Source organism: Photobacterium toruni, from assembly GCF_024529955.1.
Lineage (GTDB): Bacteria > Pseudomonadota > Gammaproteobacteria > Enterobacterales > Vibrionaceae > Photobacterium > Photobacterium toruni.
In genome coordinates, this window is record NZ_AP024854.1 from 2,666,811 (window position 1) to 2,692,942 (window position 26,132).

At 40.9% G+C, this 26,132-nt stretch carries 15 protein-coding genes, 4 tRNA genes and 3 rRNA genes; 6 read left to right on the forward strand and 16 right to left on the reverse strand.

The window, feature by feature from the left end:
* Positions 1-71: 71 nt before the first annotated feature.
* From tamB to OC457_RS12465, 3 genes are all read right to left on the reverse strand, one after another.
* Positions 72-3,833 carry an autotransporter assembly complex protein TamB gene (tamB, locus tag OC457_RS12455; protein WP_080174961.1) on the reverse strand — a complete coding sequence of 1,254 codons (3,762 nt, stop codon included), beginning with the start codon at positions 3,831-3,833 and terminating at the stop codon, positions 72-74.
* A complete protein-coding gene (gene tamA, locus OC457_RS12460) occupies positions 3,830-5,554 on the reverse strand; it encodes an autotransporter assembly complex protein TamA (protein ID WP_080174962.1) in 1,725 nt (574 codons plus the stop codon). Before tamA ends, tamB begins: the two co-directional genes overlap by 4 nt.
* A 419-nt stretch (positions 5,555-5,973) precedes the next feature.
* Entirely contained in the window at positions 5,974-6,183 is a 210-nt protein-coding gene (locus tag OC457_RS12465; RefSeq protein ID WP_080174963.1) for a DUF1107 domain-containing protein, read from the reverse strand.
* Between the two features lie 316 nt (positions 6,184-6,499).
* On the opposite strand from OC457_RS12465, the gene OC457_RS12470 reads away from it, so the two are divergent.
* Both OC457_RS12470 and OC457_RS12475 read left to right on the forward strand, forming a co-directional pair.
* Positions 6,500-7,378 carry a TIGR03899 family protein gene (locus OC457_RS12470; RefSeq protein ID WP_080174964.1) on the forward strand — a complete coding sequence of 293 codons (879 nt, stop codon included), beginning with the start codon at positions 6,500-6,502 and terminating at the stop codon, positions 7,376-7,378.
* A 12-nt stretch (positions 7,379-7,390) separates the two neighbouring features.
* A complete protein-coding gene (locus OC457_RS12475) occupies positions 7,391-8,365 on the forward strand; it encodes an IS630 family transposase (protein ID WP_262054060.1) in 975 nt (324 codons plus the stop codon).
* A 97-nt stretch (positions 8,366-8,462) separates the two neighbouring features.
* Here OC457_RS12475 and OC457_RS12480 read toward each other — a convergent pair.
* The 13 genes from OC457_RS12480 to cysG all read right to left on the reverse strand — a co-directional run bounded on the left by OC457_RS12480 (position 8,463) and on the right by cysG (position 21,633).
* Positions 8,463-8,539 (reverse strand) — tRNA-Asp (locus OC457_RS12480).
* A 69-nt stretch (positions 8,540-8,608) separates the two neighbouring features.
* Positions 8,609-8,724, reverse strand: a 5S ribosomal RNA gene (gene rrf, locus OC457_RS12485).
* A 137-nt stretch (positions 8,725-8,861) separates the two neighbouring features.
* A 23S ribosomal RNA gene (locus OC457_RS12490) occupies positions 8,862-11,755 on the reverse strand.
* A 330-nt stretch (positions 11,756-12,085) separates the two neighbouring features.
* A tRNA-Val gene (locus tag OC457_RS12495) sits at positions 12,086-12,161 on the reverse strand.
* Positions 12,162-12,192: 31 nt separating this feature from the next.
* Positions 12,193-12,268: transfer RNA gene (locus tag OC457_RS12500), tRNA-Lys, on the reverse strand.
* Positions 12,269-12,270: 2 nt separating this feature from the next.
* Positions 12,271-12,346, reverse strand: a tRNA-Glu gene (locus OC457_RS12505).
* Positions 12,347-12,446: 100 nt separating this feature from the next.
* A 16S ribosomal RNA gene (locus OC457_RS12510) occupies positions 12,447-13,991 on the reverse strand.
* Together the 16S, 23S and 5S rRNA genes with 4 tRNA genes alongside form the textbook arrangement of a ribosomal RNA operon.
* 731 nt (positions 13,992-14,722) lie before the next feature.
* Positions 14,723-15,460: a 3'(2'),5'-bisphosphate nucleotidase CysQ gene (gene cysQ / locus OC457_RS12515; RefSeq protein ID WP_080174969.1), complete on the reverse strand. Its 738-nt coding sequence runs from the start codon at positions 15,458-15,460 to the stop codon at positions 14,723-14,725.
* A gap of 24 nt (positions 15,461-15,484) precedes the next feature.
* Complete coding sequence (gene cysC, locus OC457_RS12520) at positions 15,485-16,108, reverse strand: adenylyl-sulfate kinase (RefSeq protein ID WP_080174970.1); 624 nt, start codon at positions 16,106-16,108, stop codon at positions 15,485-15,487.
* A 19-nt stretch (positions 16,109-16,127) separates the two neighbouring features.
* The gene (locus tag OC457_RS12525; protein WP_080174971.1) at positions 16,128-17,858 is read right to left on the reverse strand and encodes an SLC13 family permease; all 1,731 of its coding nucleotides are present in this window, start codon (positions 17,856-17,858) and stop codon (positions 16,128-16,130) included.
* 5 nt (positions 17,859-17,863) lie between these two features.
* Positions 17,864-19,285, reverse strand: coding sequence for a sulfate adenylyltransferase subunit CysN (cysN, locus tag OC457_RS12530; protein ID WP_080174972.1), 1,422 nt, complete (start codon positions 19,283-19,285; stop codon positions 17,864-17,866).
* Positions 19,286-19,295: 10 nt separating this feature from the next.
* On the reverse strand, positions 19,296-20,204 hold the full coding sequence (gene cysD, locus OC457_RS12535; RefSeq protein ID WP_080174973.1) for a sulfate adenylyltransferase subunit CysD: 909 nt from the start codon (positions 20,202-20,204) through the stop codon (positions 19,296-19,298).
* 13 nt (positions 20,205-20,217) lie between these two features.
* Positions 20,218-21,633, reverse strand: coding sequence for a siroheme synthase CysG (cysG, locus tag OC457_RS12540; RefSeq protein WP_080174974.1), 1,416 nt, complete (start codon positions 21,631-21,633; stop codon positions 20,218-20,220).
* A gap of 412 nt (positions 21,634-22,045) precedes the next feature.
* On the opposite strand from cysG, the gene OC457_RS12545 reads away from it, so the two are divergent.
* The 4 genes from OC457_RS12545 to OC457_RS12560 all read left to right on the forward strand — a co-directional run bounded on the left by OC457_RS12545 (position 22,046) and on the right by OC457_RS12560 (position 26,118).
* Positions 22,046-24,013, forward strand: coding sequence for a bifunctional 2',3'-cyclic-nucleotide 2'-phosphodiesterase/3'-nucleotidase (locus OC457_RS12545; RefSeq protein ID WP_080174975.1), 1,968 nt, complete (start codon positions 22,046-22,048; stop codon positions 24,011-24,013).
* Between the two features lie 92 nt (positions 24,014-24,105).
* Complete coding sequence (locus OC457_RS12550) at positions 24,106-24,702, forward strand: Crp/Fnr family transcriptional regulator (protein WP_080174976.1); 597 nt, start codon at positions 24,106-24,108, stop codon at positions 24,700-24,702.
* A 70-nt stretch (positions 24,703-24,772) separates the two neighbouring features.
* The gene (locus OC457_RS12555; RefSeq protein WP_080174977.1) at positions 24,773-25,234 is read left to right on the forward strand and encodes a GNAT family N-acetyltransferase; all 462 of its coding nucleotides are present in this window, start codon (positions 24,773-24,775) and stop codon (positions 25,232-25,234) included.
* Positions 25,234-26,118, forward strand: coding sequence for a DMT family transporter (locus tag OC457_RS12560; RefSeq protein ID WP_080174978.1), 885 nt, complete (start codon positions 25,234-25,236; stop codon positions 26,116-26,118). The genes OC457_RS12555 and OC457_RS12560 overlap by 1 nt, the downstream gene beginning before the upstream one ends.
* Positions 26,119-26,132 lie beyond the last annotated feature (14 nt).

The window sequence follows — 26,132 nt, forward strand, 5'->3', positions numbered from 1 at the left end:
AAAAAAGCCCGATTATCATTAATCGGGCTATTTATTATTAAGACTCAAATGCTAAAGCATCAAGGCTGTGATTAATTAAACTCAAATTGGTAGAGTAAATCCACAGCCTGATCAAGACCAGAAACTGCTTCAACATATAGATTCCGCATTAATCGGTAGCGCAACGTAAATTCATCTACTTGGTTGAAAATACCCACCCCATACTTCACCTGCAGCCCTGGTGCAATATAGCCACTGATTGTCACTTGTGAATCATCACCCGCACCAGAGGTTGATAAACTTAGATCTTTAACCCCTACAGCTTCACCAACATCACCAACTAATTGACCACTTTGTGCCAAGCCCATGCCAATTAATGCTGTTGTCATAGCACTATTACTATCACCCGAGTTTTCAGAATCAAGATTCTTGCCGGTTAGAATATATGACAAAGCATTTTGTTGTGGCATCGCCGGATCAGAGAAAATATTCACTTCTGGTTTATCCGCAGGTCCTGTTACTCGTACTCCAGCAATAACATCATCTTCAACATTATTAGGATCTCGAATTGCTTCGATAGAAAGATAAGGTTGCTCTGCTGGGCCATTAAACAAAATTTGCCCTTTACGGATCAATAATTCTTGCCCTAGTGCACGGTAGTATGAGTCTTTAGCAATATTAACTTCGCCATAAATCATCGGTCCTTTACCTGCTTGGCGAACATTTAAATCACCCAACAAGCCCGCTTTTAAACCAAACGCCGATAATTTAACATCATCACCAATATGCACAAAAATATTGGTCTTAATATCAAAAGGGACTTCTGATTTTTCTTTTAGTGGTTGCATATTATCTTTTAAGATCACTTGATCTTTTGAGACTCTCACCGCTGATTTTGGCAACTGATTAACGGTAATTCGTCCCCATGGAATACCAATTTTACCGGTAATTTCAGCCATTGTTGGCGTGGCTTCAATCGTTAAATCTGGTGATACCTTCAATGTAACCATTGGCGGTACACTTACTTTTAACTCTTTACCATTAATATTCAGCTTCGTTTTCCAAGCCTTCATATCCTGCCAATCACCAGTCCCTCGTAGCAATAATTGTCCATCTGGCGTGTAAATATTACCAATCAGATTGGCGTTATAACCGTTAAAAGCCAGTTTAATCTCTGCATTTTGAATATCTAATGGTACTTTACGCCCCGTTGCTTCAAGCTTAGATACTTGCAATAAGCCATTAACCGCAGGGTGTAAAATAGGCCCCGTCACTGTTAAGTTCGTATCTACTTGACCATCAAACTTATGATAATCTTTGATCATCGGCTCAAGGAACCCTAAGGTAAAACGATCAAGCTTAACATTGGCATTGATCTGCTTATCACCTTGCAGATTAGTGATCCTTGCACGACCACTTAAATCACCATTATCCTTAATTGCAACTAACCAGCTCGCATTTAATACGTTATCTTGCATGTCGGCATTAACGGTTACTTTATCCCAGCCCAACGTTAGCGGCGGTTCATCGTCACTCGTCTGTTGACGTATACCACCAGCTGGCATAATGATATTTGCTTTTAGATAAGGAGGGGTTTTTGGCGACCATTTAGCATCAACATTTGCCCCTAATTCACCCGTTACTTTTAATTCTGGCGGTAGGAACTGTTTTAACAAATCAAAGTTAAATTTACGAATAGCTAACTGTGCTTGACCTGATGTGCCAGCATTGAGATCGTCGGTTAAACAAATTCCCGCTTGTCCTTGTTGCCAACAATGTGCGCCAACATTTGCCATTGCTGTTTTAAGATCATAGCTAATCAAGGTCGGATGATTAAGAACCCAATCACCAATAGGCGTATTAATATCACCTTTAACTAAAGTGCCTTTCCAACCTGTTTTTTTATTAAAGTCACCATTGATCAATAAACTAGCACCAACGGGCTCACCTTTAGCAGTAACACTTAAACTGTGCTGCTGCTCAGTCCCTTTAAATAAAATATTAAGATCATCAAGGGTTGTTGTGCCATATTTACCTTTCGTTGCTATCAAACTGACATTTGCTTTCATATCAGGCAATGGTGTCACGTTACCTTTAAGATCAAACGATGCCAAACTTGCTAATTGTTGCCAACCTAAGTCATTCCCTTGTAAATCAAGCTTAATATCTGGTGTTGCCATACTGCCTGAGAGTATTACATCACCATTAACGGCACCATGAAGGCCTTTTAATGATTTGGATAAATTGGGCGCATCAATATTGGCAACCATGTTCCAGGTCTTATTCAGCACACCTTTCATCATCATCCCATTAGGACCATGTTTTAAAGTTAGCCCAGGAGTATTAACCTGCAATAAATCTCCTTTGCCATTAATATCTGACGCATCTAACTGACCAGCCAGCGTTAAGGCTTGTTTCATAATAGTGCCATTAACCGCTAACTGTGGCAGTTTAACAAACCAACCACCTTGCTTAGTTAAGCCACCGGAAGTCTCAAGTTTACCACTGACATTACCTTGGGCTGCTGGCCATTGTAAACCAGGTTGAATGTCAGTGAATGCTAACTGTCCACTCCAGTTAACTAAATCTTTCCAGCTCGCTTTTGCATTACCAGTAATAACGCCACCTAAGGTATTGATTTTTAATGATGACAAATCAACCTTATTCAGGTCACCTTTACCATTAAGAACGACCTTCACCGCCGGCATCGGTTTACCATCAATGTTACTTTTCACCTTAAATGAAAAGCCGTTTAAGCTGCCTTTTGCATCAATATTAGTATTATCAACAGTAAACTCAGCAGGCTTATCGATTGGCCACTGTAAATGTCGGCTGGAAATAACCATATTAAATGGAAAATCAGCCTTTAATGGTGATAACTGACCTTTAACAATCGTATCTAATTTACCTTTAAGCTGTGCATCAACAACTAACTTTTGTAATGAGCCACTCGCCTTTAACGTTAGTGTTTGACCACTAACAGGCTTCATTGCAATATTTGCATCCGCATTTAATGTTAAAGGATAATCGCCCGCTAATGTTACTTGTGCCTTCGCTTTTAAATTCGCTTGTGGTGCATCAAGCTGTAACTTTTTAAGGTTAATTTCACTCCCTTTTCCTGATGCAATAATGTCAAGTAAAGACACTTTTTGTGGTGTTTTACCTTCTAATTCAAAATCTTTAACAGTAAAACGTTCAATATCAAACGACATTGGTAAAACAACATTAGGCAATGTGATAACGGTAGCATCAGATTTAGCCTTAACATTTACTTTTTGCTTTGATTTAGATTTTACAGCCTTTTTAGCCGGAGCAAGTGCTAACTTAATATTATCCCAATCTGTTGGTTTTAAGGTTACATGGCTACCAACAACCGTTGCGGCGGTAGAGAAATGTTGCCAATTCACCTTATTTTCAAGGATATCAAGATCAATATTATCTAAAGTAACGTTATCAACTTTAATTGGAATCGGAAGACTAATTTCTGTTACAGGTTTTGATGATTGTTCAGGTTCAGTAGTTGGCGGTAATGTTGGCATTGAAAACTTAACGCCATTAACCCCTACATTTGAAATACAAATTTCAGGCGTCAATAAACAACGATCATCCAACGTTAAATTTAACTGCTTAACCGCTAAATTCATATGACTATCTTGATAACGTACATTATCAACTTGAAAACCACGAAATAGAGAACCAGAAGTCTCACCGATAGATAACGCAGGTAACGCTTTTTGCGCTCCCCAACTAGCAATTTTTAACCCTGCGGGGGTATATAAGATCACGGCAACAGTGATCATTAAAAGTAATAAAATAGCTAAAATTGTCAAGGATATGCGCTTTACCCAGATCATAGTTCAGGCCCTAGAGTAAAGTGAAGTTGGAATTTGTTCTTGGTAGGTTTATCAAGCCCCCAAGCAAAGTCGATACGTACGGGACCAACAGGAGATGCCCAACGAATACCAAAACCAGTACCTCGCATCCAATCTGGCTTATTGTTATTCCATGTCGAACCATAATCATAAAATAATGCTCCCCACCAATCGCCATATAAACGATATTGGTATTCAATACTACTGGTCGCCATATATTGACCACCAATCATTCGATCAAGATCGTTACGTGGTGAAATAGATTCGTAACCATAGCCTCTAATGCTGTTATCACCACCAATAAAATAACGTAATGATGGCGGAATATCCCGAATACTATCCGCTAATACAGCACCGCCGGCAACACGAAAAATCCCGCGTTGGTTTTCACTTAAAGTGCGGATCCACGCGGACTTTGCTTGTAGACGAATAAAGTTTGTATTTGATCCTAATGCTTTATTTGCAAACTCAACCGAGAAATTATATTTACTTCCCGAAGTTGGAAATACACCGCCAATAAATTCACTTTTACTATAAGAAAGCCCTGGTAAGAACACGTTAAAAGTACCATTCTCATCACCACCCTGCTTATATTTTTCATTAAGCCAATGTAGTGATACAGCACGATTCCAACCTGAGGTTAATTTCCAATGACGTTCAACACCTAAACCAAATTGGGTACTAATCGTATCGTGATTATCGACATAACGAATGCCGCCAACAATTTGATAGTAGTTATTTAAAACATCATCTAATGGAATTTTATAAGCAGCTTCAAGTTTTGGCTGTTCTTTAGATATCTCTGATTTAAGATAAAAGCTATGACCATTACTGGTAATCCAAGGTTTTTTCCAATTAAATTTCAATCGCGGACCAGTATCGGTAGAAAAACCAATACCCGTTTCAACTTGATTTCTAACTTGAGGAGTTACAGCAACTTCGATAGGAATTTTATCATCCTTACGTTTAGTAACATCACCACCAACATAAATAGATGAGAACCAACCTACATTAGATAAACGTTCATTATATAAGCCTAATTTAGACGCTAAATAAGGCTCATTTTCAGTGTAAGGAATCATTGAACGAAGACGTTCATCTTTAATTTGACTACCCGTAAAATTTGTATCACCAAAGGTGTAACGTCGTCCAGAATCAAAATCGATAGTGATGATTGCTTCATTACGAGTAGGTATTACACCTAACTCACTTTTCTTTAATTCAGCATCAAAATAACCACGTCGAACAGCTAAGCTCTGTAACGCTGATTTTAATGCTTCATATTTACCTTGATTAAGAGCTTTACCAATTTCTAAACCACTGTCTTTTAATAATGAAATAAAGGCAGGATCATCTTTAGCATCTCCAGTAATAATAATATTACTCTGGCTAATATGTGTACGAGGGCCAGCATCAACGGTGACGATGATATCCGTCTTTTTGCCACTACCTTTAACCTGATAGTCATAAGTCGGTTGATAATAGCCTAACGCTTGCAATGCTTGACTTATTTCTGATTTCACCTGTTCTTGAAAGCGCAATGTATTACTATAATCATCCTTAGAAATAGCCGATAAATAGGCATCGACATTATCTTCAAGACTGCTATTTAATCCCTCAACTTTCAGAGATGCCGCCATTGCCGGACTTGATAACACTAAGGCAAAAGATGCAACACCTAGCCATTGATAAACTTTATTCATTTGAATTATGCTTCTTGGGAAAATTTCGATTGGTTCACTTTTTCTATTTTGGCAAATGGTGTCGTTCTATACCAACAATAGCTACAAATATTATTAATAATAAATTACTCACTGCAAATATGTATCATTAATAACACATTCAATTAGATTCATTTATTTAAAGCTAAACCGCATATTTGATGAAAATCGACATAACTTTCATAATAAAAATGTTGTGTGATCCTCTAAAAATCACTGATACCTTCTAGATAAAATAAGAATCTAACCTAGACGGCACTTAAAAATTATCAATAAGCGTCGCAGAATCAAAATCCAAGACCACTCTATATTGAATTAGAACCAACTTCATATTTATCATCAAAATTATCAATAACCTGCTGTTGTTATTCTTTTATATATAAAATCAAGTTTATTACTATTCATGTAATCTTCGTTGAAAGCACTTTTATCTCTTTATTCACTTCAGATAATACATTCAACACTTTAATATCGGTCGATTTAGGCGGAAGTAAACGTCCATGCTCAAACTCAAAGCCACCAATGCCATTAATAAAAAGTCGGCCTCTAAAAAAATTTTTAACATACTTCGCTACTTGGATAGGACGATAAACTTGAAATATTCTCAACATATATCCTCACATAATCACTAATAAAACGAGAGAGATTTTCATTGTCCATTAAAACATGCAAACAGTCTGCCATATAAAACCAACAAAAATAATCAACTGATGATAGAAAAAATATTATTACCGATACATAACTTATACTGAGAGTATTAAAAAAGTACAATTCTATGACTTGCTACAGTAACGAATCAAGGTAAACAATTACTGAACAGTATATCAATCTTAACGTAATGCTGAACGAAGAGAAAAAATACGTTCATAAAGAGTAAAAGTAACTACAGAAACTAACAAATCGATATTTATTACTTAAGAAATATGAATGATGGCCGTTATCAATAAAAATTTAACCGTCAGCGGATATTTGATAATGACACTGCCGTTATTAAAAAAAACTCAAGTAAAACGACCACTAATAAACAGTAAAAATCGCACTCATTTTCTAGCACAACAATTTGGTTATTCCGGCTTAATCAATCCAAATAATGCTCAATCATTAGCTGATAGATATATAAATTGCCAACAATTACAGCATCAACAAGAGCAACATAATGTTGAAATAATATTCAAGTTAGCCTATGACAAATGTAACAACGAAACAACAACAGAACCAGATCCTGATTGGTTAGTACGTTTTATTAAAATGGCTAAACAAGTATACAGTCTATCAATGCAAAAATTATGGGCTAGAATTCTCAAAAAAGAACTTATAACTCCAGGATCGACATCTCTAAAAACGCTGACTATTTTAATATCAATGACTCATAAAGAAACAATTCTATTTCAACGCGTTATCGGCGTAAGCTGTCAAATAAATAATAGTAAAGATAGAAAAATTATTACAAGCATTAGAACTAAAGCAAAATTTATTGATTTTAGAAAAAAAAGTAAAAACCATGTAATTGAATACCATCAATATGGTCTCCCATACTCTAGTATTACTATTCTAATGGACTTAGGACTCATATTAAAAACAGAATTCGAATCAAGTAAAATTAACTACACTACTCACCTTCAACTACTACATAATATGCGTCATAGTTTAAATTGTTATAATAAAAACACATCCATTACCTATTATCGTATATCTCCCACAGGGCAAGAACTTGCATCATTGATAGAATATAAAAAGAACTCAGAATATCAAATTTATCTATTAGACTTGCTCAGCCAAATGTTCACCATCACAACAGAACAATAAAAAATAATTCAAATGAAAATGAGATTACTTGCCTTGGAGCACTTCAAGGAAGGTAAATCTCGTACTCAAATTGCTAAATATCTCAAAGTTAGCCGAACAAGTGTTAATAAATGGGTGAGTATCTTTCTTGAAGAAGGCTTAGAAGGGCTTCAAGAAAAAACGCGTAGTGGTCGCCCTGCATTTCTCTCACCTAAACAACGTGAGCAGCTATCCAATTATATTAAACTTAAAGCTCAAGACTCTTCTGGCGGGCGATTAATAGGCGCGGATATTCATGCTTACATTCTCAAAGAATTTGATAAAAACTACCACCCAGATTCTATCTATTATCTACTTAAGCGCATGGGCTTTTCGTGGATAACATCACGGTCAAAACATCCAAAACAATCACAGCAAGCTCAGGATAATTTTAAAAAATTTAAAATTGAAACGATCCTTAAGATCCCAGGACATATAGCGCTCGATAAGGTCGATGTATGGTTTCAAGATGAAGCAAGATTTGGACAACAAAATACCACTACCCGTCTTTGGGCTGAACGAGGAACTCGACCAAGAGCGATAAAACAACAGCAGTTTGAATATGCTTATCTATTTGGTTCGGTGTGCCCAGCAAGAGGAGTTGGTGAGGCGTTAGTGGTACCTTGGGTAAATAAAGAAATAATGACTGAGCACCTTGCTCAGATATCACGAACCACAGAAAAAGGTCGTTATGCTATTGTAGTGATGGATGGTGCAGGCTGGCATACTGACGATATTGCTAATCCGTTTAATAATCTAAGCATCATCAAACTTCCACCATATTCCCCAGAACTTAACCCAATAGAACAAGTTTGGAGTTGGTTACGACAACACTATCTCGCTAATCAAAATTTTTCTGATTATAACGACATTCTCGATAAGGTCTGCCTTGCATGGAATCAGTTTAATGAATCGGCTTCACGCATCACTAGAATGTGTTCAAGAGATTGGATCAACCTGACCAGTTAATTTTCCAGATTGGTATTACGACAACACTACCTCGCTAATCAAAATTTTCTATAGACGAAAAAAAACCTGAATCTTTCGATTTAGGTTTTCTTAATAATGGCGGAGTGGACGGGACTCGAACCCGCGACCCCCGGCGTGACAGGCCGGTATTCTAACCAACTGAACTACCACTCCGCAGTGTCTATTCAGCATAAATGCAACTTGTTGTCTCTACCTTTATAAAAAGATAAAAACGAATTTAAAGCCTGGCGATGTCCTACTCTCACATGGGGAGACCCCACACTACCATCGGCGCTATTACGTTTCACTACTGAGTTCGGCATGGGATCAGGTGGGTCCATAACGCTATGGTCGCCAAGCAAATTCTGTTTTATTTATTGCCTTATGGCAATAAATAGCAATCTGGGAAAATCTAACTAGTTGTTCTCAACACTCATTCAAGCGTTTGTAGAGTCCGTCTCTTCTCTTTTGAGAAGAAAAACCCCTTGGGTGTTGTATGGTTAAGCCTCACGGGCAATTAGTATCAGTTAGCTCAATGCCTCACAGCACTTACACACCTGACCTATCAACGTTGTAGTCTTCAACAACCCTTTAGAGACCTTAAAGGTCTAGGAATGACTTATCTTGAGGCTCGCTTCCCGCTTAGATGCTTTCAGCGGTTATCGATTCCGAACTTAGCTACCGGGCAATGCATCTGGCGATACAACCCGAACACCAGCGGTTCGTCCACTCCGGTCCTCTCGTACTAGGAGCAGCCCCTCTCAATCATCCAACGCCCACGGCAGATAGGGACCGAACTGTCTCACGACGTTCTAAACCCAGCTCGCGTACCACTTTAAATGGCGAACAGCCATACCCTTGGGACCGACTTCAGCCCCAGGATGTGATGAGCCGACATCGAGGTGCCAAACACCGCCGTCGATATGAACTCTTGGGCGGTATCAGCCTGTTATCCCCGGAGTACCTTTTATCCGTTGAGCGATGGCCCTTCCATTCAGAACCACCGGATCACTATGACCTGCTTTCGCACCTGCTCGAATTGTCATTCTCGCAGTCAAGCGGGCTTATGCCATTGCACTAACCTCACGATGTCCGACCGTGATTAGCCCACCTTCGTGCTCCTCCGTTACTCTTTGGGAGGAGACCGCCCCAGTCAAACTACCCACCAGGCACTGTCCGTAACCCCGATAAGGGGTCGACGTTAGAACATCAAGCATACAAGGGTGGTATTTCAAGATTGACTCCACAACCACTGGCGCGGTTGCTTCAACGTCTCCCACCTATCCTACACATGTAGGGTCAATGTTCAGTGCCAAGCTATAGTAAAGGTTCACGGGGTCTTTCCGTCTAGCCGCGGGTACACAGCATCTTCACTGCGATTTCAATTTCACTGAGTCTCGGGTGGAGACAGCGTGGCCATCATTACGCCATTCGTGCAGGTCGGAACTTACCCGACAAGGAATTTCGCTACCTTAGGACCGTTATAGTTACGGCCGCCGTTTACCGGGGCTTCGATCAAGAGCTTCGACCGAAGTCTAACCCCATCAATTAACCTTCCGGCACCGGGCAGGCGTCACACCGTATACGTCATCTTTCGATTTTGCACAGTGCTGTGTTTTTAATAAACAGTTGCAGCCACCTGGTATCTGCGACTCCCGGCAGCTTAGAGAGCAAGTCTCATCACCGCTAGGAGCGTACCTTCTCCCGAAGTTACGGTACCATTTTGCCTAGTTCCTTCACCCGAGTTCTCTCAAGCGCCTTGGTATTCTCTACCTGATCACCTGTGTCGGTTTGGGGTACGATTTCTTATAATCTGAAGCTTAGAAGCTTTTCCCGGAAGCATGGCATCAATGACTTCACTACCGTAGTAGCTCGACATCGTATCTCAGCCTTAAGATGGTCCGGATTTGCCTAAACCATCAGCCTACATACTTGGACCTGGACAACCGTCGCCAGGCTCACCTAGCCTTCTCCGTCCCTCCATCGCAATTATAAGAAGTACGGGAATATTAACCCGTTTCCCATCGACTACGCCTTTCGGCCTCGCCTTAGGGGTCGACTTACCCTGCCCCGATTAACGTTGGACAGGAACCCTTGATCTTCCGGCGAGGGAGTTTTTCACTCCCTTTATCGTTACTCATGTCAGCATTCGCACTTCTGATACCTCCAGCACACTTTACAATGCACCTTCAACGGCTTACAGAACGCTCCCCTACCCAATGTGAACAAGTTCACATTGCCGCAGCTTCGGTGTATAGCTTAGCCCCGTTAAATCTTCCGCGCAGGCCGACTCGACCAGTGAGCTATTACGCTTTCTTTAAATGATGGCTGCTTCTAAGCCAACATCCTGGCTGTCTGAGCCTTCCCACATCGTTTCCCACTTAGCTATAACTTTGGGACCTTAGCTGGCGGTCTGGGTTGTTTCCCTCTTCACGACGGACGTTAGCACCCGCCGTGTGTCTCCCGGATATTACTTACTGGTATTCGGAGTTTGCAAAGGGTTGGTAAGTCGGGATGACCCCCTAGCCTTAACAGTGCTCTACCCCCAGTAGTATTCGTCCGAGGCGCTACCTAAATAGCTTTCGGGGAGAACCAGCTATCTCCGAGTTTGATTGGCCTTTCACCCCTAGCCACAAGTCATCCGCTAATTTTTCAACATTAGTCGGTTCGGTCCTCCAGTAAGTGTTACCTCACCTTCAACCTGCCCATGGCTAGATCACTCGGTTTCGGGTCTAATCCTAGCAACTAATTCGCCCAGTTAAGACTCGGTTTCCCTACGGCTCCCCTAAACGGTTAACCTTGCTACTAAAATTAAGTCGCTGACCCATTATACAAAAGGTACGCAGTCACCCAACAAGTGGGCTCCTACTGCTTGTACGTACACGGTTTCAGGTTCTATTTCACTCCCCTCACAGGGGTTCTTTTCGCCTTTCCCTCACGGTACTGGTTCACTATCGGTCAGTCAGGAGTATTTAGCCTTGGAGGATGGTCCCCCCATGTTCAAACAGGATATCACGTGTCCCGTCCTACTCGATTTCACTAATAAAGCGTTGTTGGTTACGGGGCTATCACCCTGTATCGCGGTACTTTCCAGAACCTTCACCTAACGCTGAACTAACTTAAGGGCTAATCCGGTTTCGCTCGCCGCTACTACCGGAATCTCGGTTGATTTCTCTTCCTCGGGGTACTTAGATGTTTCAGTTCCCCCGGTTCGCTTCATTAACCTATGTATTCAGTTAATGATACTAGCTTATGCTAGTGGGTTTCCCCATTCGGAAATCCCAGACTCAAGTGGCTTTTACTGCCTAATCTGGGCTTATCGCAAGTTAATACGTCCTTCATCGCCTCTGACTGCCAAGGCATCCACCGTGTACGCTTAGTCACTTAACCATACAACCCCAAGAGGTCTTGTATGTTCAAACAACCAAGGTTTGTGTTTAATAATCCGATCAAGAAAATATTAAACATTGGTTTTTCGCCGGACTCGATACAAGACACTTGAATGTGTGTTGTTTTGAGAACTCGTTTTTATTCGAAAATAAAAACATTTTTTAAAATTAATCTTTCGATTAAATTTACTAGTCAGCTTTCCAGATTGTTAAAGAGCATGCAATTATCTAACGATAACCACTTTCTAATGATTTTCAGTGACAACAATGCGGACTTAACAAAGGTATTCTTCATTAAATCTGCGATTCCGTGCAGAAAATTCTTAGAGAGTGGTGGGCGATACCGGGCTCGAACCAGTGACCCCCTCCTTGTAAGGGAGGTGCTCTCCCAACTGAGCTAATCGCCCACGATAGTTTTAATTCCTTCGTGAGAAAGAATGGTGGGTCGTGCAGGATTCGAACCTGCGACCAATTGATTAAAAGTCAACTGCTCTACCAACTGAGCTAACGACCCATTGGCGTCCCGTAGGGGAGTCGAACCCCTGTTACCGCCGTGAAAGGGCGGTGTCCTAGGCCTCTAGACGAACGGGACAATGTTCATACTTATTGTTGTTGGGCAACAATAAGTGGCTCTCTTACATTTTAACCAAGCAATTTGTGTGGACACTGCATAAAACAGATAAGTCTTTAGGTAAGGAGGTGATCCAGCCCCAGGTTCCCCTAGGGCTACCTTGTTACGACTTCACCCCAGTCATGAACCACACCGTGGTAAACGCCCTCCCGAAGGTTAAGCTATCTACTTCTGGTGCAGCCCACTCCCATGGTGTGACGGGCGGTGTGTACAAGGCCCGGGAACGTATTCACCGTGACATTCTGATTCACGATTACTAGCGATTCCGACTTCATGGAGTCGAGTTGCAGACTCCAATCCGGACTACGACGTACTTTGTGGGATTCGCTCACTATCGCTAGTTTGCAGCCCTCTGTATACGCCATTGTAGCACGTGTGTAGCCCTACTCGTAAGGGCCATGATGACTTGACGTCGTCCCCACCTTCCTCCGGTTTATCACCGGCAGTCTCCCTGGAGTTCCCACCATTACGTGCTGGCAAACAAGGATAAGGGTTGCGCTCGTTGCGGGACTTAACCCAACATTTCACAACACGAGCTGACGACAGCCATGCAGCACCTGTCTCAGAGTTCCCGAAGGCACTAAGCTATCTCTAGCGAATTCTCTGGATGTCAAGAGTAGGTAAGGTTCTTCGCGTTGCATCGAATTAAACCACATGCTCCACCGCTTGTGCGGGCCCCCGTCAATTCATTTGAGTTTTAATCTTGCGACCGTACTCCCCAGGCGGTCTACTTAACGCGTTAGCTCCGAAAGCCACGGCTCAAGGCCACAACCTTCAAGTAGACATCGTTTACGGCGTGGACTACCAGGGTATCTAATCCTGTTTGCTCCCCACGCTTTCGCATCTGAGCGTCAGTCTTTGTCCAGGGGGCCGCCTTCGCCACCGGTATTCCTTCAGATCTCTACGCATTTCACCGCTACACCTGAAATTCTACCCCCCTCTACAAGACTCTAGTCTGCCAGTTCAAAATGCTGTTCCGAGGTTGAGCCCCGGGCTTTCACATCTTGCTTAACAGACCGCCTGCATGCGCTTTACGCCCAGTAATTCCGATTAACGCTCGCACCCTCCGTATTACCGCGGCTGCTGGCACGGAGTTAGCCGGTGCTTCTTCTGTTGCTAACGTCAAACAGCTAAGCTATTAACTTAACTGCCTTCCTCACAACTGAAAGTACTTTACAACCCGAAGGCCTTCTTCATACACGCGGCATGGCTGCATCAGGGTTTCCCCCATTGTGCAATATTCCCCACTGCTGCCTCCCGTAGGAGTCTGGACCGTGTCTCAGTTCCAGTGTGGCTGATCATCCTCTCAGACCAGCTAGGGATCGTCGCCTTGGTGAGCCATTACCCCACCAACTAGCTAATCCCACCTGGGCTAATCCTGACGCGAGAGGCCCGAAGGTCCCCCTCTTTGCTCCGAAGAGATTATGCGGTATTAGCTATCGTTTCCAATAGTTATCCCCCACATCAGGGTATATTCCCAGGCATTACTCACCCGTCCGCCGCTCGTCAGCATTGATAGCAAGCTATCAATCTGTTACCGCTCGACTTGCATGTGTTAGGCCTGCCGCCAGCGTTCAATCTGAGCCATGATCAAACTCTTCAATTAAAGTTTTGTTGTCTCTTTCGAGACGGCTCAATAAATACTGACTTTAAATACCAATTCTTTATAAATAAAGAATGTAATTTTAAAGCTTTTTATCATTCAAAGAATGATAATTAAATAACTGTGCCAAAATAATCTTCTCTATAAATAGATTGGGCTATTTTGTATTGGTCACTCAGTTTATTGATAAATCTTTCGACTTAACTCTTCAGTGAGTGCCCACACAGATTGCATGGTCAAATTGTTAAAGAACATTAGCACAACACATCGTATTGGCTGAGGCTGCGTATACTACTCCGCGCCAATTTAAAGTCAACAAGTTTTTTAAAGTTATCTTTCAAAACCCTTTAATGACCTGCCTTGCGTAAGATATATTTAACATTTCTTACCATTTGAATAAAATTCAAATCAAGACTGCGATTTTTACATCTTACATTGAAGATAAAACCTCAATAAAAGCCTGTTATTTTTTATAAACCGCTTACCGACAAGTTATACACAGGTTGTAATCAACTTACTAACTGCACGTATTCCGTGTCGTTGGGGTGCATTATAGAGAGAACAAAAAAGATAACAATTGTTTATTTAATTTTTTAGCGCAAATGCTAGTAATACCAACCAAAAGCCATAAAAGAGTCAATTTTCATACAGCACAAGGCTTAATTGATAGCTGCTATTTAAAAATGGTGCCGACAATTTGATCAATTAATAACTTTTGGTTAATAGCATAAGAGTTAGGAGACAACAAAATAAGGATTTAACAGAGACTCTCGATCATAACGAAGCGGTAAACCATTCAGATCATTCACTGTCGCGCCAGCACTTTCAGCAATACATTGACCAGCCGCAGTATCCCACATCATTGTTGGGCCTAAACGAGGATAATATTGAGCTCGTCCTTCAGCGACTAAACAAAATTTTAATGATGAGCCTACCGCCACTAATTTATGCTCACCGAGTTGTTGAAGATAAGCCTCTAACTCAACCGAAGGATGTGAACGACTACCAACAACTGTCGGTATAGTAGCAGGTAAAAGACGAATAACCTCTTTACCTGCTTTAGTAACAAGCCAAGCCGTTTTTCCGTCACCCAACCACGCTTTATTTAATGCAGGAGCATAGACAACAGCTAAAATAGGTTTGCCATTTTCAATAAGCGCAATATTAACGGTGAACTCGCTATTCTTATTGATAAACTCTTTGGTACCATCAAGTGGATCCACCAGCCAAAAAGATGTCCAATGTTGACGCTGCTGCCAATCTGTCTGTGGTGATTCTTCTGATATGATAGGAATATCTGGAGTCAGTTGCTGTAATTGACTAATAATAATTTCATTTGCGGCAAGATCAGCAATGGTGACGGGACTATTATCGATTTTATTTTCAATCGCTATATTGCTGTGATAATGCGTCATTATCGATTTACCTGCATTCAATGCAATAACATATATAGCATCAAGTAATGTTATCACTTACGGTACTCCTATTACCGATGATCAAGCAATTATACTTCGACGACGTAAAGCATTAATACATTGCTCAACCAATTCATTAATATTATAACTATCCGCGGCTAAGTGAATTTCAGGCTGTAAAGGTGATTGGTACTCTGCATCAATCCCCGTAAATTGCTTTATTTCACCTGCTCGTGCTTTTTTATACAAACCTTTAGGATCGCGTTTTTCGCATTCAGCTAAAGGCGTATCAACAAACACTTCGATAAACTCTTCCTGTGGCAGTAAATCTCGTACTATTTGTCTTTCTTCACGATGAGGAGAAATAAACGCACTCAGTACGATCAATCCTGAATCAGCCATTAATGTGGCAACCTCACCGATACGACGAATATTTTCACGTCGATCTTGAGCTGAAAAACCGAGATCTTTACACAGACCATGGCGAACGTTATCACCATCTAATAAATAGGTATGGTAACCCAATGCCAGTAATCTATGTTCTAACGCGCCGGCAATCGTCGATTTACCCGCACCACTCAATCCTGTAAACCATAATACACAAGGCTGCTGTTGCTTTTGCTGTCCTCGCTGCTCTTTAGTCACACTATAACTATGCCAGATAATATTATTGTTATCGTCATGGGACTTCGTTGTCGTATTCATAACATGTTCCATTGTTAATTTAGTTAAAAGGAAAGACGAATGGGATCAAGATCAACACTACAGTGGAATACACAATTGAAAGTGGTAACCCCAGTTTTAGATAATCTCTAATTTTATAATTGCCAACGCTATACACCAATAGATTGGTTTGATAGCCATAAGGAGAAATAAAACTCGCACTCGCACCAAAGAGTACAGCCATAATGAACGGCATTGGATCGACACCATACCCAAGCGCTAAGCTATAACTTATTGGAAAAGCCAATGCTGCGGCTGCATTATTGGTGATCAATTCTGTCAAAACCAATGTCAGTAAGTAAACCGCAATTAAACCACCATATACTCCCCAGCCATTAAATGCGGAAATAAGTACCTGCCCCATATACTGCGATAAGCCACTGGTTATCATTAATTGTGCCAGCGTTAATGCAGATCCAACAATAACTACAATATCAATTGGAAATCGACGTCGAAGCTCACCAAAGGAAATAATCCCCATAACCACCAGCAACAACAAATAAACAGCTAATCCCTTAATTAATGGCAACCAACCAGCTAACGCTAAGATAATGATACTTAAAAAGCCGACTAATACTGTTGTACTGCGATAGCTATCTAACCGCGCACTTGAATCAAGACCATTAACCAACACAAACTCACGTTCAAGCATAGCTTGCTTTTGATTAAACAATTTCCCCGGTACGATTACTAAGGTATCACCGGCTCGTAATTCAATATTACCCAAGCCTCCTGCTAATCTTTCATGACCACGGCGAATAGCAACTACGACTGCATCAAAATTTTCACGAAATTGAGTACTTTTTAATGTTCGTCCACAAATAGCAGCTGAATGACTAACCACCACCTCCATCATTGATTGACCATTAAGATGGTGTTGACCAAATAAATGCAGCCCTTCTATTTCTTGTAAGGTGGTGACACTTTCAATATCACCACAAAACAATAACCGATCACCTGCTTGTAAGTGTGTATCAGGACAAACCGGTGCAATCGTTTTACCATCACGAATTAATTCAGCTAAAAATAACCGTCGTAATGCTCTCAATCCATTTTCTGCGACCGTTTTTCCTATCAACGCTGAATCACTTTTCACACGCGCTTCTAAAAAATAAGGCAGTTGTTCTTCGCTATGATCGTCGTTATCAGGTAAGAAATAACTCAAGGGTATTAAAATTATTAAGCCGATCACTAATACTGCTAAGCCAATCATGGTCGGTGCAAAAAAGCCCAGACTCGGTAAGCCAACATCTTCCACAAAACTATTAATAATAAGGTTGGTCGATGTTCCAATAAGGGTCAGTGTCCCTCCTAAAATAGCGGCGTAAGATAAAGGCAGTAATAATTTAGAAGGAGCATGACGCTGATTACGTTTTATTGCTCCAATTAACGACACCACTACCGCAGTATTATTAGTAAATGAAGATAATAACGCGGTTGATATTCCAAGCTTTGCCACAACCGAACTATGACCACCTTGTGAAATTTGCCGCCCAACCCAACTTATCAAGCGCGTTTTTTCAAGTGCTATCGATACTAAAATCAATAACACTAAAGTTAATAACGACGGGTTGGTAAAATTTGCGGCAATGGCGGGTAATTCAATTAAGTTTGATTGAAAACCAATAAACGCACTGCCAGCAAATAAATACGCGGGTTTAATCTTCGTGGTGAGCAAGCAGAGAATAATCACTACTAGCATTGCCAGCACAGTAGCTTGTTCCCAGCTCATTCACGTTACTCCAATAATTGACCAATATCTTTGGTATCCCAATGTGGGAAATGCTTACGAACGAGCGCGTTAAATTCAACTTCAAACGCTGAATAACGACTACTTTGCTGATCGGCGAGTGCTTCACGGACTAAACCAGCACCAACGGTGACATTGGTTAAACGATCGATAATGATAAATCCGCCAGTATCTTTGCAGGTCTGATAGCTATCTACCGCTATCGCATCGTGAAGGTTCACTTCACACAAACCAATACCGTTAAGTGGTAGCGTCTCGGTAGCAAAAGTATCAAGACTATTAATATCAACTTGATGACGTATTGCACTCACACTACCTAAGGTTTTTTTACCTGCTACTTTAATATCATACTGACGCCCAGTCGCGAGTGCGGTCTCCCCCATCCACACGATATCAGCCAGTACATTATTACTTAATGGCACTTCGTCTTCGGCTGCAATCAAAGTATCACCACGGCTAATATCAATTTCATCCGCTAAGGTAACGGTAATTGCTTGCCCTTGAGCTACGGTCTCCAAATCACCATCAAAAGTAACAATACGCTCAACTGTGGATGTTTTTCCTGAAGGTAATGCGGTTACACGCTGTCCTACATGAATTTCGCCGGAAGCTAATGTGCCAGCAAAACCTCGAAAATCAAGATTAGGGCGATTTACATATTGAATCGGAAAACGTAACGCTGACGAGGTTTCACCAGATAATAAATCTACCTGTTCTAATAAGGTCAATAACGGCTTCCCCTGATACCACGCCATCTTGGCACTTTGGCTAACAACGTTATCGCCTTCTAATGCCGATAGTGGCAACACTTGAATATTGATCTTAGGATTAAGCTTTTTTGAGAATTGAAGGTATTGCTGCTGAATTTCTTCAAAACGCGCTTGGCCAAAATCAACTAAATCCATTTTATTTACCGCCACAATAAACTGGCGAATACCTAATAGGCTGGCAATATAAGAATGACGACGGGTTTGATCTAACACGCCTTTACGTGCATCAATCAAAATAACCGCAACATCACACGTCGATGCGCCTGTTGCCATATTACGAGTGTATTGCTCATGCCCTGGTGTATCGGCAATAATGAACTTACGTGCTTTGGTTGAGAAATAACGGTAAGCAACATCAATGGTGATCCCTTGCTCACGCTCTGCTTGTAAACCATCGACTAATAAGGCTAAGTCTGGTTTATCGCCTGTGGTACCGACTTTTTGACTGTCAGTATGGATAGCCGCAAGTTGATCTTCATAAATCTGATGCGAGTCATGTAATAGGCGACCAATGAGGGTACTTTTGCCATCATCAACGGAGCCACAGGTTAAAAACCGTAGCAGCGATTTATTATGGTGTTGATCAAGGTAAGCTTCGATACCCAGTTCTGCCACCTGTTGTTCTATGACACTGTTCATTTATCTCTCCTTAGAAATAACCCTGGCGTTTTTTCAATTCCATTGAGCCAGATTGGTCATGATCGATAGCCCGCCCTTGACGTTCACTGGAAGTAGCCACCAGCATTTCTTCAATAATTCCCGGCAAAGTATCAGCCGTTGATTCCACCGCTCCTGTTAATGGGTAACATCCTAAGGTTCTAAACCGGACACTTTTTTGCTCAATGGTTTCGCCTGGTTGTAACTCTAAACGTTCATCATCTACCATAATTAGCATGCCATCACGCTCTACAACTGGCCGTACTTGGGATAGGTACAGTGGCACAATTTCAATTTGTTCTAAGAATATATATTGCCAAATATCAAGCTCAGTCCAATTGGATAACGGGAACACGCGAATACTCTCGCCTTTATTAATCTGACCGTTATAGGTTTTCCATAATTCAGGGCGCTGATTTTTAGGATCCCAACTATGGTTTTTATCACGGAAAGAATACACACGCTCTTTGGCTCGCGACTTTTCTTCATCACGGCGAGCGCCACCAAATGCGGCATCAAAACCATATTTATCGAGTGCTTGTTTTAGGCCTTGAGTTTTCATGATATCGGTATGCTTTGACGAACCATGGGTAAATGGCCCAACTCCCATCGCGATCCCCTCTGGATTTTGATGGACTAATAAATCAAAACCGTATTTCTTAGCGGTACGATCACGAAACTCAATCATTTCACGAAACTTCCAAGTGGTATCAACATGCAATAGCGGAAACGGTATTTTTCCAGGATAAAAAGCCTTACGAGCTAAATGCAACATCACTGATGAATCTTTACCAATCGAATACATCATTACAGGATTATCAAACTCAGCGGCGACTTCACGCAAAATATGAATACTTTCTGCTTCGAGTTGCTTGAGGTGGGTTAAACGTTTCGGGTCCATCACTCTCTCCATGTTATGCCAGTTTCACTGCCGCTTCAGGTTGCGGCTGTAACTGTTCCTTTGTTGTGAACCAAGCTAATTTATGTGACAACTTGACGACTTCACCGACCACAATTAACGATGGCGAAGCAGCATGCTGTGCTAAATCGGCAAGTTGATCTAATTGTCCGGTTAATACTTTTTGAGTGGCTTGTGTACCGCGCTCAATGATGGCGATAGGCGTTTTAGCGGCACGTCCATGTTGTAACAACTGCTGCTGAATATGGCTCGATTTCATTAACCCCATATAAATGACTAAGGTTTGATTACCACGGGCTAAGGTTGACCAATCGAGCTGCTTACCATCAGGTTTTAAATGACCTGTAATAAACATTGCTGTTTGCGCGTAATCGCGATGAGTTAATGGAATGCCAGCATAAGCGGTGGCGCCAGCAGCTGCGGTAATGCCCGGTACGACTTGAAAATCAATACCCGCTTCTGCTAGCACTTCTAATTCTTCAGCACCACGCCCAAACACAAATGGATCACCACCTTTCAGTCTGACAACACGTTTACCTTGTTGAGCATATTCAACAATCAACTGATTAATTTGCTGTTGCGGAACACTATGAAAACCGGCTTTTTTACCAACACAAACAAGCTCTGCATCACGACGAACCAACGCCATCACATCATCAGAGACAAGGTAGTCATACAACACCACATCTGCTTGCTGCATTAATTGCAATCCACGTAAAGTTAATAACCCCGCATCACCAGGACCGGCACCAATTAACGCAACTTGACCAACAGGTGGCGTGTGCTGTTGTAATTGTTGATGTAATGCCTGTTGTGCTTCACTGTGACGACCGACAGCAACTAAATCGGCAAAACGACCATTAAATGCTTGCTCCCAAAAAGCACGTCGCCCAGAAAAAGAAGACATTTTAGTCGTAAGATAATCTCGAAAATCACCTGCAAGCGTCGCCATTTTTCCTAAATGCTGTGGCAGAGTAGCCTCTAGCTTTTGGCGTAATAAGCGTGCAAGAACAGGTGCTTTTCCAGAGGAAGAAATCGCAACAATAATAGGAGAACGATCAATAATAGAGGGCACAATAAAACTACAACGTTGGGTATCATCCACTACATTGACTAATACTTGGCGTTGATTAGCCGATTGGTAAACCAGTGCATTCAGCGCCTTATGTGGCGTTGCTGCAATAGCTAAAAAAATACCTTCAAGATCAGTCGCTGAAAAATCGTTACCAACAAAGCGGATCTGATTAGCGGCAATAGCTGCTGTAAAATCAGCATTAAGTTTAGGTGCTATAACCCCTACATCAGCGCCAGCTTTTAATAACATCTGTGTTTTTCGCCATGCGCTATTACCACCACCGACAACCAAACATGGTCGACGCTTTAAATCCGCAAATATTGGTAAATAATCCATTGTTTACTCTCCTTGAACTCTGTAACCACTATAGAGAGCTTGTAATATTACTTGAAAGTCTAAAGTTTCATTTTTTATATCAAAAAGTTTGGTTACTAATTCAACAATTCTAATTTAACAACTTCATAGAATGATCAACCGCAAATAAATACAAACAAAACATAAATCACTAGCAGTAAACAAAATGGAGGATATTCAAATATCACTTTGAACCTAAGTTATGCTTTTTCTTTCTTAATTTAATCAACCACATTTCGTTTTAGCGTAAATATTGTGATTATTTCACCGCTTAATAATGATTCTGAATATAAAAATGAGAGTTAAAGCACAATTATGTGATGGATACTGATAGTAAGTGCATAATATTTGTTATTTTAGGCGCGCTTTCCTTACCTACCCTTTGGAGAAACACATGATGCTATCTGTTAAGCCTTTATCAATCGCTGTCTTAGGCGGACTGTTATTACTAGCAGGTCCTGCAAATGCAGAAACGATTAAATTACGTATTCTTGAAACAACAGATATCCATACAAATGTAATGGACTACGATTACTACAAAGATAAGCCAACAGAGAAAACAGGCTTAGTACGTACAGCAACTTTGGTTGAAAAGGCCCGCGCAGAAGTTATTAACAGTGTATTGGTTGATAATGGAGATTTATTGCAAGGTAGTCCGATGGGTGACTATATGGCAGCTAAAGGCATTAAAAAAGGCGAAGTGCACCCAGTCTATAAAGTAATGAACCAATTAGGTTATGCGGTAGGTAATATTGGTAACCACGAATTTAACTATGGGCTTGAGTTCCTTGATACCAGTATCGAAGGAGCAAATTTCCCCTATATCAATGCTAATGTTTATGATTTAAAAACGGGTAAAAACTTATTTACACCTTACCTTATTAAAGATTACTCCTTTAAAGATAACGATGGTAACAACCAAAAACTAAAAATTGGTTACATCGGCTTTGTACCGCCACAAATTATGGTGTGGGATAAAAACAACCTTGAAGGTAAAGTAGAAGCCAAAGATATTAAGCAGACCGCAGAGAAATTCATTCCTCAAATGAAAGCGGAAGGTGCCGATATTATTATCGCTATTCCACACTCTGGCGTTTCAGCTGATCCATATAAAGTTGGTGCAGAAAACTCGGTCTATTTCCTGACTCAAGTTAAAGGGATTGATGCAATCGCATTTGGTCACTCACATGCGGTATTCCCAAGTAAAGATTTTGCTAACCTTCCAGGGGCTGATATTGAAAAAGGCACCATCAATGGAATTCCTGCAGTAATGCCTGGTCGCTGGGGTGATCATGTCGGTATTATGGATTTAGTATTAGATAAAGACGGTAATAGCTGGAAAGTAACCTCAGCTCAAACTGAAGCGCGTCCAATCTTTGATAAAGCTAACCAAAAATCATTAATCAAAGCGGATCCAAAATTAGTCGCTGCAGTAAAAATTGATCATAACGCGACCCGTGATTTTGTTAATCAGCCAATTGGTAAAGCAAGTGATGTAATGTACAGCTACCTTGCGTTGGTACAAGACGATCCAACGGTACAAATCGTCAACCTTGCACAAAAAGATTACGTTGAACGCTTTATTCAAGGCGATCCTGATCTTGATGGTCTGCCAGTATTATCAGCAGCAGCACCATTTAAAGCTGGCGGTCGTGGAAATGACGCAGGTAACTACACCGAAGTTGAAGCAGGACAATTAACTTTCCGTAATGCGGCTGATTTATATTTGTACCCGAATTCGCTAGTTGCGATGAAGGTAAAAGGTAAAGATGTTCAAGAATGGCTAGAATGTTCAGCGGCACAGTTTAATCAAATAGATATTAACAGTGAGAAACCACAAGGACTAATTAACTGGAATGGTTTTCGTACTTACAATTTCGATGTTATTGATGGCGTGAAATACAACATTGATATTTCACAGCCCGCAAAATACGACGGTGATTGTAAGCTCATTAATCCAACCGCAAATCGTATTAAAGACTTAAGTTTTAATGGCAAACCGATTGATTTAGAACAGACGTTCTTAATTGCGACCAATAATTACCGCGCGTACAGTGGTAAGTTTGCAGGTACTGGTGAAGCATTTGTTGCCTTTGCCTCACCTGATGAAAACCGCACTGTGTTATCAGATTACATTAGTCGTGTGAGCAAACAAAAAGGTCAAGTTGTTCCAAGTGCAGATAATAACTGGCACTTCACACCACTGAAAAGTGATAAGAAGTTGAACATTCAATTTGAAACAGCAAACAGTGATAAAGCAGCACAGTTTATTAAGGATAAAGGCCAATATCCAATGCAGCAAGTTAATACAACGCCAGGTGGGTTTGCTATTTATCAATTAGATCTTCAAACAGGTAAATAATCCTCACCATAAAATATCTATATACCGCAGCCTTGGTTGCGGTATTTTTTTGATACACTGCCACTCTCATTCTTTTACACGTTAACTCGCTTATGCCTTCTAATACTCATACTGAATTAACGGCTTTCTTAGCCCAACTAGGTGCTGATGCCGCCACTATTAATGATGTAATCGCCGTTGCTGAACCGCTGGATCTTCCAACGCGTCATATTTTATTACACCAAGGACAAACTCAAACCCATTGCTACTTCTTATTAAACGGCTTGTGCCATGCGTGTTATTTAACAGAGCAAGGTAAACAGTTCAGTAAAGAATTCTATTGGGATCAAGATGTGATCATTGGTTTTGAAAGCTTAATTAATGACGCACCTTCAGCCTATTTATTAGAAACATTATCTGCCAGCCAATTAATCATGCTACCAATTGCTCTGTTTCAGCAATGGCGTCAGCAACAACATCCGTTATACCAAACGTTATTAGAACGTCAATTACTGCATAAAGAACACAAAGAGCGTTTTATGCTCATGCACACGCCGAAGCAACGGTTGCAATTGTTTAGTGAACATTTTCCCGAGTTAGTTGGACGTATTACCGATTACCAATTGGCCTCTTATTTAGGCATTACTTCCATTAGTTTAAGTCGAATAAAAAAACGGCTTATAAGTGACGAAATTAATCCTAAAAATTAACCTTTGTTAACTTCATTTTTGACGTAAATCGGTACACTACCTGCATTATATTAAACATAGGATGTTAACCATGACGACATGGCAATGCTTACCCTTTAATGAATTAACAACCCACCAGCTCTATGATCTATTAAAACTACGCTCAGAGATTTTTTGCGTTGAACAAAATTGCGTTTACCTCGATCTTGATGATCACGATCGCGCTCCAAATGTATTCCATTTACTGGGTTACGTAAATAATGAACTCGTTGCCTATTTACGTTTATTAGCCCCTGGCGTTACTTATGATAATGTCAGTATTGGACGAGTAGTGGTAACACCAAACCAACGAAAACACGGTTTAGGTCATCAATTATTACGCCAAGGATTAGCCCATGCTGAGACCATTTGGCCACAACAGTTAATTGAAATTGGTGCTCAACAATATTTAGTGGCGTTCTATCAATCTCATGGTTTCACCCAAACCTCAGAGATGTATCTTGAAGATGGTATACCTCATATTGATATGCAGTTATTACAAGATTTAAAGTAATGCGTTGGTCTGCGGTTTCAATCGGTATTGCTATTTTAATTTGCGGTAATTTATCGTCATCACTGTCTGATGTGGCTGTAAAATTATTAGATGGTAGCGTGTCAGCATTTCAGTACATGTTTATTCGCCAATTATTAAGTGTGATCCTCATTATGCCATTATGGCTACGATTACCCTCCGCTCAGCGTGATATCGGCCATTGGAAAATCAATGCAATCCGTGCTCACCTCGTGTTAGTCGGCAGTGGCTTATTATTAATTGCACTCACTTACCTGCCATTAGCAACCGCCAACGCTTTGTTTTATGCCGCGCCATTACTAATGTTACCACTATCGATGCTAGTGTTAGGTGAACGACCAAATAAAGAAAAAGTAGTCGCAACCGCAATAGGCTTTGTTGGAATCATAATCGTATTACGCCCAGATCAATTTCATTGGGCTGCATTTGCGGCATTAGGTACAGCCTCAACATTGGCGTTATACAATGTATTAGTACGTAAATTACCACCACAACAACCGATAATTAGTACCCTTTTTTGGACGGGTATTTTATCGTTACCCATATCAAGCCTATTAGCTTACCAATATTGGCAACCCTTACCGCTAAAACAATGGTTATTAATTGCTGCAAGTGCATTATTCACATTAGGTTATCAAGGATGTTGTGTTGCAGCTTACCGCCAAAGTGAAACATATAAGATTGGACTTGCAGAATATTCAGGGCTAATTTTTGTCGCAGTATTTGGTTATTTATGGTTTAACGAGATTCCCGATCTGCTCACTGGATTAGGGATTCTACTGATCATTATTCCAATGGCACCATGGCCCAAGCTCTACCGTCCGCCCCAAAATGTACTCACTCCTCATCCAGAGGAGAAAATTTAACACATAAAAAACCA